A 16,071-nucleotide genomic window follows, 5' to 3' on the forward strand; every position below is an offset into this window, starting at 1 on the left:
CGCCTAGACGTACCCGTCCACAATCGCGGCAGCGATCTCTTTGTAGGCGCGCCGGGTCTCCGGCTTGAGCACATCCAGGGTGACCAGGTCGCCGTCGGCCACTCCGCGGTCGTGCGGAACGGCGATCAGCTGCCGGCAGATGCCGGAGAGGTGGTCCTCAATAGCGTCCTTGTCCACGCGGGAGGAGACCTCGTCCTTGTCCGTGATCACCACGATGGCGTTGCGGGCCAGGTCCTCGTAGCCGTGGCTGGCGAGCCACTGCAGGGTGCTGCGGGCGCGCTTGGCGCCACTCACCGCGTAGCCGGCGGCGATCACCAGGTTGTCCGCGGACTGCAGGATCCCGCTCATCGCATTGTGCGTGACGCCGGTGCCGCAGTCGGTCAGGGCCACGGAGTAATAGCCGGAGATGAGCTTGCGGATGCGGAGGTATTCCTCGGCCGTGAGCGAGTCGGACACTTCCGGGTCCTGCTCCCCCGCGATCAGGTGCAGGCGGCCGGCGTGGTGCATGTAGCGGGCCAGCGCCGTGAGGGAGTCCACGGAGTCGATGTTCTTGAGCAGGTCCGTGATGGTGCGCGGGCTGGACTGCTGGTAGATGCCTTCGCCCAGTGCCCGCTCCACGAGGTCGCCCGAGTCCGGGTTGGCGTCGATGGCGCAGGGGGCGTCGCCGCGGAATTCGGCGAGGGTCAGGCCCACGCCCACGGTGGTGGAGGTCTTGCCGATGCCGCCCTTGAGGCTGAGCACGGCGGTGTTGTAGCTGCCCTGCAACTGGCGGGAGATGCGCCGGCCCAGTTCGTCCTCTTCGCGCTGCCGGGGGCCGGGGCCCAAGTTGATGGCTCCGCCGGTCATGGCGTAGAGGGCGCCGCGGAACCCGCCGCGCGGGCGCGGCTTCTGTTCACGGACAAACGAACCCGGCGCGGTGATGAAGTCGGAGATGGGCGCGTCCGCTGCTGCCAGTTTGGCGGCCTGGCGGGAAACGTTCGACGGCGGCGCGCTGGGTTCCGCAGGGACGGCGCCCCTGCGGGAGGTGGCCGGGTTTGCCGCCGGCTGCACGGCTGGCCGGTCGGCCGGCTGCGCGGGAACCGAGGCAGGAACAGCGGCCGGCACCGGGGCGGGGGCCGCCGCCGGGGCCTCGGGAGTTGCTCCGGCTTGTGCCTGTGCGTCGGCGACGGCTGCCGCTTCGGCCCAGGAACTCCGCCGGGTGGGTGCGGTGCGGCTGTTGTTCGGGGTGGCAGCGGCGGGCATGGTTCCTGTCCGGGCGTCCGGAGACGCACCGGCCGGGCGACGGAGGTCGCGGCGGCGGCGCGGCTGGGGCTGCCCTGCATTGTGTGCAGTGGCGCGTGCGTTCTTATCGGCCGATTCGGGCATGTTCGTCCCCCCAGGACATTCGGCAAAGCGTGCAACGGCTCTTTACGGCTTCGGTCAAAGAGCAATTCTAGGCGCAATAGGCCAAAAGTCCCCCACGTACCCCGGAGAGAAAGCGCACACAGTTGCTCCGGCGGGGCGTGCGCTTTACATTGAGGCATGGCCAACTCTCCCGAGCACGAACGCGTCCTGGAACTTCAGGACATTATTGTGGGCACCCAGAATGTTGCCGAGTTCCTGGAGCGGCTGTCCGTCATGGCGGCTGGTGCCCTGAGCCGTGACACCTCAGCAAAGGTCGAATGCGGCGTGACCCTGAAACGGCGGCGCCGGACTTTTACCGTGGCCGGGAGCAGCCCGAAGGCGGTCCTCCTGGACGAGATCGAACAGCGCATCGGGGACGGCCCGTGCATCGAGGCGCTCAGGGTCAAGGAGCCGGTGCTGCTGGCCGATGTGGACAAGGATCCTCGCTGGCCGGAATACCGGAAAGCACTGGCGGACGAGGGCTGCCGCGCCACCCTGGGCGTGCCGCTGGAACTCGGCGAGGATGCCGCCGCAGCGCTGAACTTCTTCGCCTTCGAATCGGGCGTCTTCACCCCTGCCGTCATCCGGGAGGCCGTGGAGTTCGCGGACCTCGCCGGCGGTGCCGTGCGGCTGTCGGTGAAGCTGGGCACGGCGCAGTCGCTGGCGGATGACCTTGCCGCCGCCATGGAGAGCCGCACGTCCATCGACCTGGCGTGCGGTGTCATCATGGGCCAGAACCGCTGCACCCAGGCCGAGGCGATGGCCATCCTCACCAAGGTGTCCAGCAACCGCAACCAGAAACTCCGCACCGTGGCCGAGGAGATGCTGGCCAACCTCGCCGGCGGCGACGTCCGGACCCACTTCGACGCCTAGCCGGCCGGCGCTGCCTAGCCGACCGGTGCTGCCTTGCCTGACAGTCTCTCGGCGAGCCCGGAGAGCAGGATGCTGATGCCTTCGTCGAGTTCCGCCTCGCCGTCGTAGTCCGCCAGCACGGGCGCGAGCTCACGGAGGTGGGGGAAGTCCCGGGCAGGGAGACGGTGCAGGCCCAGCCGGAGCAGTGCAACGTTTTCATCGGCGTCCACGATGAACTCCTGAAGTTCGTTCAGGATGTGGCCGTAGAGGAAGCCGTAATACGCGCGGTACACGTGGAGGGCGTTGTTCGGCTCAAAGCCCGCCTCGATCAACAGCCCCAGGATCTGCTCCAGCGGCCGTAACGTCCCCAACGGCCGGAGACCCAGCGGCGTGGACAGCGGGCGCGTCACCAGCAGCGGCACAACGTTCGGGTGCCGGAGCGCCAGGAGCCGGAGGTCATGGGCGATCCGGCGCAGTTGGGCCTGCCAGTCAGGGTCCGTCGGGAAGATCGCCAGCTCGTTGAGGACAAGTTCGGTGATCCCGTCCAGGAGGTCGGCGCGGTTTGTCGCGTAGCGGTAGAGGCCCATGGGGTCCCGGTCCAGGGCTTGTCCCAGCCGGCGCATGCTCAAGGCTTCGAGCCCCTCGGAGTCCACCAGTTCGAGGGCAGTTTGAAGCACTAACTCACGGGTCAGCCGTCTTCTGGAATCTGTTTCCTGCGGGGCTGACATGACGGGGTTTCCTAACGTCGGAGATGGTTGGCAGATACAAGCATGTGGCTGTCTACTCTTGCTTAACACGTAGTCTACGCCTAGAGTCTACGGTGTAGAGCATTCGGTGGAGACTATTTATTAGCCCTACGGATGCGGCTCGTCACTGCTGCTAACCCAGGGCGTGGAACGCCTCAGGCCTTGTGCAGGGATATGAGGTTCAGCTGCTGTAGCCGAATGGCGGCACTTGACGCACACAGTACGGAAAAGAGCCAACCATGGGCGTTTCAAAAATTGACCGTTTCCTCAGCGAAGCCACCGCTCCGGATCAGGACGGCGACGCATCACTCAGGAAAGACCAGCTCTACGGGCTGTACACCAGCTGGTGCATGCTCAACCAGTGCATCCCGGCCGCCGCCGGGGAATTCTGGTCGGAAATGAAGACCCGCAGGATCAGGTCAACGGACAGCCGCCTCCGCATGACGGGGGCCGCCGCCGCGGACTACATCCTGGCCACCCGCCCGGCCCTGGTCTAAGGGGTCCTGGTCTAAAGGGTCCCGGCCTAAACACCGCAGGGAAGGCCGGGCGTCGGGAGAACGAAACGCACCTTCCAGCGGGGTACCGCCAGGAAAAGCACGACGACGATAGGCCGGTTCGCGGTCAGCCTTGGGGGGCTGACCCGGGAACCGGCCTTTTTCGCGCCCCGGCAAAGGTGCGGCTTCGCCCGGAGTACCCACGCTCCCCGGGTCCGCCCACCGCTCCCCTAACGCGGCAGCGCCTTCATCCCCTTCTTCGAGAGCGACGATTGCTGGCCGCAGTTGGAGCAAGTGATGCGGTACGCCCGGGACATGGTGAAGACCGGAATGAAGAAGAGCGTGAATTTGGATGCCCGTTCCTCGAGGTACTGCTCCACGTACTGGCCGCAGTAACGGCACGCTGAGTACCTTCCGGGCAATGCCCGCAGGACGGTCTTGAGGCCGAAGAGTAGAAGCATCTCTGCCTTTCTGGGTTTCTCGACCCAAGGGTGGCGAAACACCCGGTTCATCAGGGTGCTTACGATCTAATAGTAATCATGCTTAGTATTGGGTAGAGGTTTACAAGCAGAACCGTTACCGTGCCCCCAGCCGCGGTCTCCCGGAAGGCAGGCAACACGCTTATGGCTTTGGCCCAGCAGAACAGACCGGCAGGATGGTCCACCCACCGCTTATTGTCGACGGCGGCGCGGCTGGACGAGCGGAGAATCAACCGGCGGCTTGTTGGCCTGGGCCTCACGAAATCGTCCTTCGACGCCCTTGATTGCGTGGAGGAGCTTGGCCCCGCCACCCAGAACCGCCTGGCCGACGAGCTCGGAATCACCGCCCAAAGCCTGGGCAAGATCCTGGACCGGTTGAAGGACATGGGCCTCCTCAACAAAGAACGCGGCGCGGGTGACGCCAGGTGCCGCAGCGTCCGGCTGACGCCCCGGGGACGGTCCGTGCTGCGGACTGCCGAAGAGCTGGTGCGCGGACTCCCCCGTCCCGAGCGCGACGTAGAGGTGGACCTGCGCCGGAACCTGGAACAGCACATCGCACACCTTTCGGAGTCGCAGCAGGCCCAGGCACGGGCCGACTAAGCTCGCGAAGAAGCCTAGCCACACGCGGAAAGGGCCGGCCGCGGGTGCGATTGAACTGCACCCGCGGCCGGCCCTTTGAAACGCTAGTTAGTTCCGAACTTCGCGTTGTACCTGTACATGAACGCCGCCATGGCGTCCCGGTTCACGGCCTGGACCGGAGCATAGGTCCTGGACCCGTCCCCCGCCGTCCAGCCGGTGGTGATGCCGGTGGACGCCAACCAGGTGATCTCCTTGTAGAACTGGTTGCTGGTGGCCACGTCCGTGAACGGGGACACCGCCGGGGGCGTGAACGCGGGCTTGCCGGCCAGGCGGTACATGAAGGCCGCCATCGCGTCCCGGTTCACGGCCTGGACCGGAGCGTAGGTCCTGGACCCGTCCCCCGCCGTCCAGCCGGTGGTGATGCCGGTGGACGCCAACCAGGTGATCTCCTTGTAGAACTGGTTGCTGGTGGCCACGTCCGTGAACGGGGACACCGCCGGCGGGGTGAAGGCCGGCTTGCCGCGGAAGCGGTACATAAAGGCAGCCATTGCATCCCTGTTCACGGGCAGCACCGGCCCGAAGGTCTTGGTGCCGTCCGCGGCCGTCCAGCCGGTGCTGATGCCGCTGGACGCCAGCCAGGTGATCTCCTTGTAGAACTGGTTGCCCGTTGACACGTCAGTGAATGACGGCGCGGGAGCAACCGTGGCGTCCGGTGTGGTTGCCGAGGCCAGCAGCGTTCCCGTGCCCTTGCCGTCGCCGTAGATCCGCACCTGGACGGTGCTCTTGGCAGCCAGCGCGGTGAGTACGACGTCGGACTTCTGTCCCGCCGCAACCGTCACCTTCGGACGGGTCAGGTCCCCGTTGACAATCACGTGGTAATCAACGGAAACGGTCGACGCCGAGTTGTTCAGTGAGACCGCTGCCTCTGCCGGCTTGGCCGGATCCAGCGTGACGGTTGCCTTCGGATCAGTCACCGGCGCCACCGGGGCGTCCGGTGTGGTTGCCGAGGCCAGCAGCGTTCCCGTGCCCTTGCCGTCGCCGTAGATCCGCACCTGGACGGTGCTCTTGGCAGCCAGCGCGGTGAGTACGACGTCGGACTTCTGTCCCGCCGCAACCGTCACCTTCGGACGGGTCAGGTCCCCGTTGACAATCACGTGGTAATCAACGGAAACGGTCGACGCCGAGTTGTTCAGTGAGACCGCTGCCTCTGCCGGCTTGGCCGGATCCAGCGTGACGGTTGCCTTCGGATCAGTCACCGGCACGGGTGTTGCTGTCCCGTAGGTCAGTTCACCCGCCGGCTTGTCAGATCCAACCGTCGCGCTCACGGGAACTGCTGCGGTTTCCGTGGTGACGCTGCCGGAGTACAGCTTGCCCAGCTCGGCCTTGCCGTATGGCGGGGTGACAACCAGCAGGTACTTCCCGGTGGTCAGGCCCGTGACGCTGAACTTGCCCTGCGCATCGGTGAACCCCATGCGGGTGACCAGCGAGCCGTCCTTGGTGTATGCCTGGACCATCGCTGCGGCAAGCGGGGCCTTGAGCTTGTCCGTGACGGTGCCGCTGAGGCTGCCGCCCTTGACCAGCGTCCCGTCCTTGCCGGTGATGCTCTGCCCGGTGGTGACTGCAACGGAGCTGGCGGCGCCAACACCGGCGGACTCGGCCTTGTTCTGGAAGAACTGGGCCTCGGCCAGGGAGGGTCCGCTGGACCGGTTGAAGGCGACTTTGTACGTTCCGGCCGCCAGACCGGTGACGCTGTAGGAGCCGGTGGTGTCGGAGTAGCCTTCCTTGACCGGGGTTCCGGCACTGTCCAGCACGGTCACGGGGTGCTGCTCGCCGACGGAGAGTCCGGCCACCTTGCCGCTGATGGTCGCGCCCTTGACCAGCGTGGCGTTGATACCTGTCAGGTCCTGTCCCGCAGTGAGGGGCAGTGCATTCGCAGTAGCTGCAGTCGCCGCGTTGTTGTACCACTGGTCCACGGCACCGCTGCTGTTGCCGGCGAACCTCACTTTGTAGGAGCCCGTAGGGAGTCCCACCAATTTGTAGCTGCCGTCCGTGGCCACGCCGGAAAATGCCATGTAGATGGATTTGCCGTCTGCGCTGTCAGCGTTGACGCTGATGTTCCACAGGTTGATACCTGCAGGTACGGTGACCTTGCCGCTGATGGTGGCACCCTTGGCCAGCAATGCATTGACGCCGGTAAGGTCCTGCCCCGCCGTGACGGCCACGGGGCTGGCTGCGTCCTCGGTTGCCGCGTTGCTGTACCACTGGGTGAGGGCGCCGCTGCTGTTGGCCGAAAACTGGAGCTTGTAGGACCCGGCCGCCAGGCCCACCAGCTTGTAGGAGCCGTCAGCCGATACCCACGTGTTGGCCGCGGGGGCCGCCGCAGTACCTGAGGCGGCTGGGTAGGCGGTCACGCTGGTGCTCGAGGCACTGATGCCGGCCGGTGCGGTGACCTTTCCGCTGATGGTTGCCCCTTTCAGCAGTGTGGCGTTGATATTTGCAACGTCCTGGGCCGCCGTCACGGCAACGGCTGCGGCTGCGTCGAACGTCGCCGCATTGGTGTACCACTGGCTCAGTGCTCCGCTGTTGTAGGCGGAGAACTGGATCTTGTAGGAGCCGGCCTCAAGGCCCAGGAGGCGGTAGGTTCCGTCCGCGGCCACGGCGCCCGAGAGCACATAGCCCGACTGGGACGCGGCGGTGTAGGCCGAAACGTAGATCTGCGTGGCGTCAATGCCGGCGGGCACGGTGAGCTTGCCGCGGATGGACGCACCCTTGACGAGTGTGGCGTTGATGCTGCCCACGTCCTGGCCCGCGGTGACGGTGACAGCGGCGGCTGTTTCAATCGTGGCTGAGTTGTTGTACCACTGGGCCAGCGCCCCGCTGTTGGATCCGGAGAACTGGAGCTTGTAGGACCCGGCGGGAAGCCCGTACAGCTGGTATTTGCCGTCGGCGCCCACCTGGGTGCTGGCGGAATACCTGGCAATGTTGTCGCCCGAGTACGCCGTCACGGTGACGCCGGTGAGGGTGACCCCTGCGGGAGCGCTGACAGTTCCGCTGATGGTGGCGCCCTTCGCCAGGGTGGCGTTGATGCCGGTCAGGTCCTGCGCGGCTGCCACGTCCACGGCGGTCGCTGTCGCGAAGGTCTCCGCGTTGTTGTACCACTGCGGGAGGGCTCCGGTGTTTCCGGCGGAGAACTGGAGCTTGTAGGAACCAGCTTTCAAGCCGGCCACTTTGTAGCTGCCATCCGCAAACACCTGGGCACCCGAGCTCTGCAGCGATTGCGAGTCTGCGCTGTAGAGGTTGACGTAGGTCCGGGCGGGGTCGACTCCTGCCGGTACGGTGACCTTGCCGCTGATGGAGGCGCCCTTCACCAGCGTGGCGTCGATGCCGGTAAGGTCCTGCCCTGCCGTGACGGTCAGCGCGTTGGCGGCAGCAAGCGAGTCGGCGTTGTTGTACCACTGCGGCAGCGCACCGCTGTTGAAGCCACTGAATTCCATTTTGTAGGCTCCGGCGGGCAGGCCGGCCGCCCGGTATGTGCCATCAGCCGCCAATTGCACGAAGGAGGTGGACATGCCGCTCTGCGGCTCTGTGGGCATCACGTTGACGTACACCGAGCGCAGGTTGATGCCGGCCGGGGCGGTCACTTTGCCGCTGATGGTTGCGCCCTTGACCAGGGTGGCGTTGATGCCGGTCAGATCCTGGCCTGCGGTGATGCCGACGGCGCTCGCATCGCTGAAGGACGATGCGTTGCTGTACCACTGGGTGAGGGCGCCGCTCTGGTACCCGTCGAACTTCAGCTTGTAGGAGCCCGCGGCCAGCCCGGACAGGCGGTAGGTGCCGTCCGCGGCCACCTGGGTGCTGCCGGTCTCATTGGACTGGGAATCGGCCGCGTAATAGGCCACGCGCATGTTCGTCATGTCGATCCCGGCGGGCGCGGTCACTTTGCCGCTGATGCTGGCACCCTTGACCAGGGTCGCATTGATGCCGCTGAGGTCCTGGCCCTTTGCGAGAACGAGCGTTTCTGCTGCGGCGAAAGTCCCGGCGTTGTTGTACCACTGGCTAATCGCACCGCTGTTGTAACCGGAGAACTTGAGTTTGTAGGAACCCGCGGCCAGTCCGGCGAGCCGGTAGCTGCCGTCTGAGGCCACTGAAACGCTCGAGCTCTGGCTGTACTCGGAGTCGGGAGAGGAAGCGGTCGCCTGCATGTTGGTCATGTCCACCCCGGCAGGCACGGTGACTTTTCCGCTGATGCTGGCACCCTTGACCAGGGTGGCATTGATCCCGGTCAGGTTCTGGCCCACAGCCAGGGTCACTGCGGTCGCGGCCTCCTGGGTCGCAGCGTTGTTGTACCACTGGGTTTCGGCGCCGCTGTTATTGCCGGAGAACACCAGCTTGTAGGACCCTGCCGCCAGGCCCTCCATCCGGTAGGTGCCGTCTGACGCCACGCTGGCCCAGCCCCACGACGGCGATTGCGGGTCCGAAGGCTGCGCGTTCACGTAGACCGACGTCAACACAACGCCGGCAGGCGCCGTCACGGTGCCGCTGATGGTGGCTGTGTTGGTATCCACGGCCAGTGCCGGGACGTTTCCGATGAGCAATGTTGCAGCCAGAACCGCTGCAATCGTGGCGATAATCCGCCTGAAAATGTGCGTGCGCAAGCGCATTTAGATGATTCCCCCAATAAATGATGCGACGAACACCGCCCCCGCAAGTGAACCCTGCTAGTGGCAGGTGATCGCACTATATAGGTACGAAATCAATTTTCCAGTCGTTTTATCCTCAAGATTGTCATAAACGGGATTACCTCCCGGCATTTCCTATCCGGGCGATACAAGTTGACGTCAAGAAAGCGCAATAATGATGAGCGTTGCCCAATCTTTGACTTGGAGATTTGTGAAGAATCCTGTCGGCTCACGGACGTTCACCTCGGCGCCGGCGCTTTCCATTTATGTCATGGCGGGCTCCCTGCTCGCATTCCTGCCCGGCGGCCTGTTCAGGTTTGCCTGGGCCAAGGTGATCGTGGTGCTTCTTGCCGTGGGTGCAGCCTTATGGGCCGGAAGGGCGAACCCGGCTGCGGGCGGCCGCCTGCCGCGGTCCACTGTGATTCTCCTGGGCGCCGGCTCGGCAGTTCTGTTGCTGGCCGCATTGCTCTCCCCCAGCCCGGCAGCTGCGCTCCTCGGCAGGTGGCCCCGTTACGAAGGGGCCGTGGTCCTCGCGGTCTACGCTGCCGCCCTGGTGCTCGGGGCGAAACTCCTCGGCGGTCCGGACGGCACCTCCGGATGGCATGCCTTTCACCGCGCACTGGCGGTAGTGGCACTGCCCCTGGCCGCGATCTGCATCCTGGAGTCGGCAGGCCTGCGGCCACTGGGCGGTGCAGCTGACCTCAGGCCGGGCGCCACGCTGGGAAACGCGTCGGATCAGGGCCTGGTCGGAGTGATGATCGCCGCCGTCCTGGCGCTGCCGTCGCTGCAGCGGCGCAGGACATCCTGGCTGCTGCGGACGGGGTGTGCCGCAGGAGTGCTGATTGCGGTGCTGTCCGGATCGCGTGCGGCACTGCTGGCATTGCTGGCGGTGGTCCTGGTCAATGCCCTCGGCGCCTTCCTCACAGGTGGCGGACCGCAGCGAGGAAACAAGCTCACGTGGAAGGCGTCAGCAGCCGCGGCCGGCTCGCTGGCAGGGCTGGCGCTCCTTGTCTTCCTGATCCCGGGTGCACGGGACCGCTTGTTCTACGGCGAAACCGTGACCGGCCGCTGGCTCCTGTGGCAGCAAACGGCGCAAATGGCGCAGCAACACCCATGGTTGGGCGTGGGTCCCAGCGGGTTCGTGGATGCATTTCCGGGCTACCAGACCCAGCAGTGGGCGGTACAGACGGGCGGCGATTTCCCACCGGATTCCCCGCACTCCTGGCTGCTCCAGGCGCTGCTCGCCGGAGGCATCCCGCTCCTGCTCCTTGCCCTCCTGCTGGCTGCCTCCACCCTCCGCACGGCCGTGGTCCGGATCCGTTCCGCCGATGGAGCCCGCCGGACCGCCCTGGTCGGTGCGCTTGCCGCCGTGGTGGGTTACGGCGTCGGGCTGCTGACCGGATTTACGTCCCCGGGGACCACGCCGCTGGCCGCCTTCATCTGCGGCGGACTCCTCGCAACAACCATCGTCGTTTCGAAGGAAAGCCGGACTTCCAGGCTGCGCGGGTGGTCCGTCACTCCCCCGGCCCGGAAAGCGGCAGCGGCCGCCGGGGCACTCGCCGTCGTCGGGGGCCTGGTACTTGCCGTACCGGCGGCTGCTGCGGAGTGGCCCATGGCGGCCGGTGTAGGCGCCGCCGGGAGCGGAGACATCGCCGGGGCACAGCGGCATTTCCAGGCGGCGCAGGCGCTTCGGCCGTGGGACAGCGACACGGCGCTGCTGGCCGCCCAGGCCTTCGCCGGTCCGGCCGCCGAGGGTGACCCGGCAGCGGCGGAGCGGGCTGTGGAGTGGGCCATGGTGTCGCTGGCCAGGACGCCGGAGTCCGTCGAAGCCGGACTGGCGTTGTCCATCGGCTACCTCAACAGCGGGGACGTTCCGGCGGCCAAGGAACGCCTGGACGAACTCATCGTCCGCGCCCCGTACACCTCCCAGCTGTATGTTCAGCGCGGCATCGCGGCGTTCGGCCTCGGCCAGCCGGAGCAGAGCATTGCGGACCTGCAGACCGCGGCCAGCCAGTCGCCGGAGTCGCCGGTTCCCTGGCAGGTGCTGGCCCGCGTGTACCAGCGCGTCGGCCAGGACGGCAATGCCATCATGGCGCAGGAAAGGGCCGACCGGCTCGCCTCACCGTAAGCCGGGCCGGCTGTTACAGGAGTTACCAAAGTGACAGAAATAAGCTTTAGTGAATCTTGATCATTTCTTTGAACCGACTTGATGCTGCTCCCGGAGACTCGATTTATCGGAGCCGGACAGGCCTCGAAGGTCTGCGGATAAGCCGCACAAGTTCAAGGGGAACTGCAATGAGCAAAGTAGCTGGACGCAAGAAGCGCATCATCATCACCACCGCTGCCATGGTGGCAATCGGCGGCGGCGCGGCCTTCGCCTACTGGTCCGCAGTTGGTGTCGGCACCGGCGCGGCTTCCACCGGCGAGACGGTGGCGTTCAAGGTTGTCAGCACCCCCGCCACCGGCGACGCCCTGAGCCCCGGAGGCCCCATCCAGACCGTTGCCTTCACGGTCAAGAACGAAAACACCGGTTCGCAGAACCTGGCCAGCGTTACCGCCAAGGTGGCCAAGACTGACGGTACGGAGTGGGTTTCCGGAACCTGCTCAGCCACCGACTTCGCTGTCACTGCGCCCGCCATCGCTACCGGCCAGCTCGCACCGGGCGCTACGGCCAACGGCACGGTCACCGTCCAGATGGTCAACAAGGCCACCAACCAGGACGATTGCCAGGGCGTCACGGTGCCGCTGTACTTCGAAGCAAAGTGAAGGGGTAGCGCGCTGACGCTCCTTCTCAATTCCGTCAGGTTCATTCCCCAATGGTGAACGTGGCACCCCCACCACCCCCAGAGCCAATGTCGAGAAGGTGCGTATGTCCGGCAGGCACAACACCAGCTCCCCCGGAAGCCCCCGCGGCTTCCGGCGGGGGCTGGTGTCGTTTCAGCACCTGATCCGTCGTGGCATTGCGGTCTGCGTCGCACTGGTCCTTGCCATACTTTTGGGCGCTCCGGCGGCGTCCGCTTCCTGGTCGGCGATCGGAAAGGGAAGTACGACGGCGGCAGTCGCCACCCTGGCGCCGCCCACCAATGTGACGGTCCCTTCAAGCAGCAACTCGAACGTGTCCGTGTCCTGGACAGGGTCGGCCGGGACGCCGGCGGCGACGGGTTACTACGTCAGCCGCATCACCGGCTCCACCTCCGTTTTGGCCTGCGGCAGCAGCCCGGCTGCGCCGATTACGGGAACCGCCTGCACGGACTCCTCCGTTCCGGAAGGTACGCACAAGTACGTGGTCACGGCACTGCACCGCTCCTGGACTGCCACTAGCGCGGCCAGCGGCAACGTCACTGTGTCCAGCATTAATGATCTTCGCTTCGGCGTTCAGCCGGCGGCATCCGTATTGGCGGGCAACGCGCTGCCGGCATTCACTGTTGAACTACGGACCGCCTTCGGATGGCCCCTCTGGAAATCCGACGTCCCGGTGACCATCGGCCTGGCGAGCAATCCCGGCGGCGGAACCCTCGCGGGAACACTGACTGTTTACACCAACGGCTGGGGCGAGGCCACGTTCAGCGGCCTGTCCATGACAAAGGCCGGTGTGTACACCCTGATTACGTCCAGCCCGGGATACGCCGGCGTGGTGAGCTCAGCGTTCACCGTCACACCAGCGGCTCCCACCCAGCTTGTGATCACAGGACCGGCCTCCGGTGCCGCTTCCGCCACCGCCACCACCGGGCCCTTCACCGTCCAGCGCCTGGACGCTTACGGGAATCCAGTGACCGCCGGCAGCACCGAAGTCACCCTGGCCTCAAACTCCACCGGCACCAAGGTGTTCGCCGCAACATCCGGCGGCGCAACCCTCACGAAGGTGACCATCCCGGCTGGGGCCGCATCGGCGTCGTTCTTCTATGGCGACACCAAAGCCGGAGCGCACAGCGTCACTGTGGCCGCAACGGGCCTGACTCCGGCCACGGCGCAGGTCACCGTGACGGCCGCAGCGGCGGTCAAGCTGGCTTTCGGGTCCGCAACAATCGCGCCGGTCAAGAACACCGTCATCGATCCGCCGGTAACGGTCAGCATCCTGGACACCTTCGGCAATCTGACGGCCAGCACGGCGACGGTCACGGTGTCGTCCCAGTGCAACCTGAAGGGCACCTTGAGCGTTTCCGCCGCCGCCGGCGTGGCCTCGTTCTCGAACCTGACATTCAACGGCAACGGATTCGGCTGCACATTGGTCGCCACCGGAACGTCGCTCCAGCCAGTGACGAGCAACTCCTTCACCTACGGGTGATCCCGGGCAGTACCGGTTGACACGGGTGATCGGGAAGGATGCGTATGGGGCTGGTGATACGAGTGTTTGCCGGGCGGGAAAACGGGTAGCTGACACTCGTGCGGGACAGTACCGGCGATTTCTAGGCTGGTTCCATCGCAACGGTTCGGAAGCGGCCGCCAACAGGCCCAGGTGGCCCGGCCTTCCGGCTGCGATACACGAAGGGTCCGCCCCTAGGTCGTGCAGGAGCTGAGCACCCTGCACATGCGGAGGCGGGCCCTTTGTCTTGTGGTCCCGCCGATGCCGAGGAAGCGGATTAGACCCGGAACAGCGCCGCTGCCACGACGGCACCGGTGAGCACCAGGAGGATACCGAGCAGCACATAGCCGCGCCATTTGGGGCCGGAGCGGTGGGGATTGATGTCTACGTAGGGCATTACCGGCGGACCTTAACGGGAACGGGCTTCGCTGCGGCGCCGCGCTTGAGGCGGAGCATCAGGTATAAAGCGGAAAACGGAATGAACAGGGTTCCCATCAATGCGCACAGCGCAAAGACATAATCGGTCAGGGCCACGGAATTACCTCCAGGATGCGTCGTTGCACTCGAGGCTGGCACGCTACGTGGAAAGCTCTCCGCGTTAAAGGCCTGCAACGAACGGTGGGATCCCCCATGTCGGATCGATCATCACCCTACGTGGGCCACGCCTGATTTGTCCAACGCAGTATAGGCGCCCGACAAATCCTGTCAACTGCATACCGGATTTAGATGCCTGTTATAGGGACCACCCGTTGGCGTCCCGCATGGGTGGCGGGAAAGTGGTCCGGGTTTCCGGGGGCATGTTCTGCTGGTCCAGCCAGGATCGGACGGGGTACGGATCATCAGCGACGATGTTCCTCGCCACAAAGCGGCGGATCGCTTCCTTGATGGCTCTAATCATGCACTTACGCTACGGGCCGGTAACTCTTCTAGACAGAGTGGTCTGTACTCGTCTTTTACGGCATTCAACACTCGTTTAAGCCTGAGAGTGGTACTTGTTTTTCGACCCGTCCGCCCATTGCTGTTAGTGGCCTTTTTTAGCGGACCGATCACCGCAAAATCGCCGGTAAATAAACAATTCCGCACACCCTAGCGCCGCTTTCCGCCGGAGGCGCATACTTTTAACGCCGCCCCAATCGATGGATGATTTCCACCCGGGCGGCTCATTCACCGGCAGTACCCATCGGGGCCGGCCGGCATCCTGGCGAAGAGGAGCAACTCGCACCCCTGCTTCGCGTCCCTTACCGAACAAGGAAATCTCGGGTCTCAGAGGGTTGGAAGAAAAAAATGAGGAATCGCACCAAAACAGGACTGATGTCCATGGCCGCCGCCGCCGTCCTGGCCGTGGGCATGGCCCCCGGAACCGCCGTCGCGCATGAAGGCTCAGGGCACGGTGGCGGCTCGGACAAGAGTGATGACTGGAAGTCCAGTTCCGAACAGCGCAGGCTGGTGAAAACGCTGCGGAATGTTACTGACGATTACCGGTGGCTGGATAACGCAATCGAGGACGGGTACAAGAAGATCACCGAATGCATCGACAAGCCCGGCGTCGGGGCAATGGGTTTCCACTATGCCAAGGAGTCATTGATCGATGACAAGACGCAGGCCCGCAAGCCTGAGATTCTGGTGTACATGCCCAACGAACGCGGGCGCATGAAGCTGGTGGCGGTGGAGTTCCTGTCCACGGCAGCAGAACGGCCGGAACTCGCCGGCGTGGATTTCGACGACGGGCCGTTCCCGGGCACGTTCGCCCTGCACGCCTGGGTGTGGAAGGACAATCCGGACGGCATGTTCGCCGCGTACAACCCTGCTCACAGCTGCCCGAAATAGCCGAACAACGCGTGAGGGGTGACCGGCAATCACCCCTTCGCGGTGATCAGGGCCTTCTGCAGGAGGGGAACAAGCTTGGTGTTCCGGCCCCAGACGGGGTCGAAGATCTGCAGCTCCCAGCATTCGGCCAATGATTTGGCCAGCGTCTCGTTGGTCCAGTCCGTGTAGGTTTCGTGGGCGTAGGAGGGGCCGCCGGAGCTGCCCAGCCAGGTGAACTCCCGGGCGCCGTCCAGGGTCACGCAGATCTGCCCGGTGCCCGATTCGCCCGGAGGGAACACCAGCACCACCAGGTCCGTTTCCACCAGCACCGCGGAAATAATCGCCGCCGACTGCTCGGTGCAGCGCCCGGTCACAAAGGCGCGCTGCCCGTGGCCGCCGGACATCTCGGCCCCGGGCTGGGAGTCGTCGGTGAGGAAGCCCAGCCGGTTGATCGCGGCCAGGGCCTCGCTCATGGGGCCGTTCTCTCCGGCGTACTGCGGCGCGGCGTAGCCGGGCACGTAGCTGAGGGTGCCCTCAAGCCAGCGTGCAGTCAGTTCGCAAGCGCCTTCGAGCGTGGTGCAGTTGCGCCACGCGTCCTCGTCGGGGACACCTTCAAACATGCACTGTCTCCTTTAGTTCCCCCAATGGTCACTAGCAGAATGTATCACTGCTCACACTCGTTGCGCCCTGTCACTTGCGTAACACAGCGGTGGGCAGGGGACCGGGCCGGAAAACGCGAGGAGCCCCGGC

General features: G+C 65.3%; 14 protein-coding genes. 7 read left to right on the forward strand and 7 right to left on the reverse strand.

What is annotated here, in order from left to right; genetic code table 11:
- Positions 1–3 precede the first annotated feature (3 nt).
- On the reverse strand, positions 4–1,365 hold the full coding sequence (locus ARTH_RS16115; RefSeq protein ID WP_011693001.1) for a MinD/ParA family ATP-binding protein: 1,362 nt from the start codon (positions 1,363–1,365) through the stop codon (positions 4–6).
- Positions 1,366–1,521: 156 nt separating this feature from the next.
- Between ARTH_RS16115 and ARTH_RS16120 the strand changes: the two genes are divergently transcribed.
- Positions 1,522–2,256 carry a GAF and ANTAR domain-containing protein gene (locus ARTH_RS16120; protein WP_011693002.1) on the forward strand — a complete coding sequence of 245 codons (735 nt, stop codon included), beginning with the start codon at positions 1,522–1,524 and terminating at the stop codon, positions 2,254–2,256.
- Between the two features lie 14 nt (positions 2,257–2,270).
- On the opposite strand, the gene ARTH_RS16125 is transcribed toward ARTH_RS16120, so the two are convergent.
- The gene (locus ARTH_RS16125; RefSeq protein ID WP_011693003.1) at positions 2,271–2,963 is read right to left on the reverse strand and encodes a TetR/AcrR family transcriptional regulator C-terminal domain-containing protein; all 693 of its coding nucleotides are present in this window, start codon (positions 2,961–2,963) and stop codon (positions 2,271–2,273) included.
- Positions 2,964–3,220: 257 nt separating this feature from the next.
- On the opposite strand from ARTH_RS16125, the gene ARTH_RS16130 reads away from it, so the two are divergent.
- Positions 3,221–3,478: a hypothetical protein gene (locus tag ARTH_RS16130; protein ID WP_011693004.1), complete on the forward strand. Its 258-nt coding sequence runs from the start codon at positions 3,221–3,223 to the stop codon at positions 3,476–3,478.
- Between the two features lie 227 nt (positions 3,479–3,705).
- Here the strand turns inward: ARTH_RS16130 and ARTH_RS16135 are convergent, their stop codons facing one another.
- Positions 3,706–3,936 carry a zinc-ribbon domain-containing protein gene (locus ARTH_RS16135; protein WP_043429976.1) on the reverse strand — a complete coding sequence of 77 codons (231 nt, stop codon included), beginning with the start codon at positions 3,934–3,936 and terminating at the stop codon, positions 3,706–3,708.
- A gap of 120 nt (positions 3,937–4,056) precedes the next feature.
- Between ARTH_RS16135 and ARTH_RS23205 the strand changes: the two genes are divergently transcribed.
- Positions 4,057–4,554, forward strand: coding sequence for a MarR family winged helix-turn-helix transcriptional regulator (locus ARTH_RS23205; RefSeq protein WP_156810686.1), 498 nt, complete (start codon positions 4,057–4,059; stop codon positions 4,552–4,554).
- A gap of 83 nt (positions 4,555–4,637) precedes the next feature.
- On the opposite strand, the gene ARTH_RS16145 is transcribed toward ARTH_RS23205, so the two are convergent.
- The gene (locus ARTH_RS16145; protein ID WP_198011516.1) at positions 4,638–9,188 is read right to left on the reverse strand and encodes a carboxypeptidase regulatory-like domain-containing protein; all 4,551 of its coding nucleotides are present in this window, start codon (positions 9,186–9,188) and stop codon (positions 4,638–4,640) included.
- 235 nt (positions 9,189–9,423) lie between these two features.
- Here ARTH_RS16145 and ARTH_RS16150 point away from each other — a divergent pair, with 235 nt between their 5' ends.
- From ARTH_RS16150 to ARTH_RS16160, 3 genes are all read left to right on the forward strand, one after another.
- A complete protein-coding gene (locus ARTH_RS16150; protein ID WP_011693008.1) occupies positions 9,424–11,340 on the forward strand; it encodes an O-antigen ligase family protein in 1,917 nt (638 codons plus the stop codon).
- A gap of 167 nt (positions 11,341–11,507) precedes the next feature.
- Positions 11,508–11,978, forward strand: coding sequence for a hypothetical protein (locus tag ARTH_RS16155; RefSeq protein WP_011693009.1), 471 nt, complete (start codon positions 11,508–11,510; stop codon positions 11,976–11,978).
- Between the two features lie 103 nt (positions 11,979–12,081).
- On the forward strand, positions 12,082–13,497 hold the full coding sequence (locus ARTH_RS16160) for a hypothetical protein (protein WP_071067496.1): 1,416 nt from the start codon (positions 12,082–12,084) through the stop codon (positions 13,495–13,497).
- Positions 13,498–13,911: 414 nt separating this feature from the next.
- Here ARTH_RS16160 and ARTH_RS23925 read toward each other — a convergent pair whose 3' ends face one another.
- Positions 13,912–14,049 (reverse strand): hypothetical protein, encoded by a 138-nt coding sequence (locus tag ARTH_RS23925; RefSeq protein ID WP_156810687.1) that lies wholly within the window; start codon positions 14,047–14,049, stop codon positions 13,912–13,914.
- A gap of 199 nt (positions 14,050–14,248) precedes the next feature.
- Complete coding sequence (locus ARTH_RS23930) at positions 14,249–14,413, reverse strand: hypothetical protein (RefSeq protein WP_156810688.1); 165 nt, start codon at positions 14,411–14,413, stop codon at positions 14,249–14,251.
- Positions 14,414–14,799: 386 nt separating this feature from the next.
- On the opposite strand from ARTH_RS23930, the gene ARTH_RS16165 reads away from it, so the two are divergent.
- Positions 14,800–15,342: a hypothetical protein gene (locus ARTH_RS16165; RefSeq protein WP_011693011.1), complete on the forward strand. Its 543-nt coding sequence runs from the start codon at positions 14,800–14,802 to the stop codon at positions 15,340–15,342.
- A gap of 29 nt (positions 15,343–15,371) precedes the next feature.
- Here ARTH_RS16165 and ARTH_RS16170 read toward each other — a convergent pair whose 3' ends face one another.
- Positions 15,372–15,941 carry a DUF6919 domain-containing protein gene (locus tag ARTH_RS16170; protein WP_011693012.1) on the reverse strand — a complete coding sequence of 190 codons (570 nt, stop codon included), beginning with the start codon at positions 15,939–15,941 and terminating at the stop codon, positions 15,372–15,374.
- Positions 15,942–16,071 lie beyond the last annotated feature (130 nt).

The organism is Arthrobacter sp. FB24 (genome assembly GCF_000196235.1).
In the GTDB taxonomy this organism is placed as follows: domain Bacteria; phylum Actinomycetota; class Actinomycetes; order Actinomycetales; family Micrococcaceae; genus Arthrobacter.

Bases quoted from the DNA above. Each gene is read 5' to 3' on its own strand.
- ARTH_RS23930 (WP_156810688.1), bottom strand. From the start codon at position 14,413: ATGATTAGAGCCATCAAGGAAGCGATCCGCCGCTTTGTGGCGAGGAAC.
- ARTH_RS16135 (WP_043429976.1), bottom strand. From the start codon at position 3,936: ATGCTTCTACTCTTCGGCCTCAAGACCGTCCTGCGGGCATTGCCCGGA.
- ARTH_RS16165 (WP_011693011.1), top strand. From the start codon at position 14,800: ATGAGGAATCGCACCAAAACAGGACTGATGTCCATGGCCGCCGCCGCC.
- ARTH_RS16160 (WP_071067496.1), top strand. From the start codon at position 12,082: ATGTCCGGCAGGCACAACACCAGCTCCCCCGGAAGCCCCCGCGGCTTC.
- ARTH_RS16155 (WP_011693009.1), top strand. From the start codon at position 11,508: ATGAGCAAAGTAGCTGGACGCAAGAAGCGCATCATCATCACCACCGCT.
- ARTH_RS16115 (WP_011693001.1), bottom strand. From the start codon at position 1,365: ATGCCCGAATCGGCCGATAAGAACGCACGCGCCACTGCACACAATGCA.
- ARTH_RS16120 (WP_011693002.1), top strand. From the start codon at position 1,522: ATGGCCAACTCTCCCGAGCACGAACGCGTCCTGGAACTTCAGGACATT.
- ARTH_RS16130 (WP_011693004.1), top strand. From the start codon at position 3,221: ATGGGCGTTTCAAAAATTGACCGTTTCCTCAGCGAAGCCACCGCTCCG.
- ARTH_RS16170 (WP_011693012.1), bottom strand. From the start codon at position 15,941: ATGTTTGAAGGTGTCCCCGACGAGGACGCGTGGCGCAACTGCACCACG.
- ARTH_RS16125 (WP_011693003.1), bottom strand. From the start codon at position 2,963: ATGTCAGCCCCGCAGGAAACAGATTCCAGAAGACGGCTGACCCGTGAG.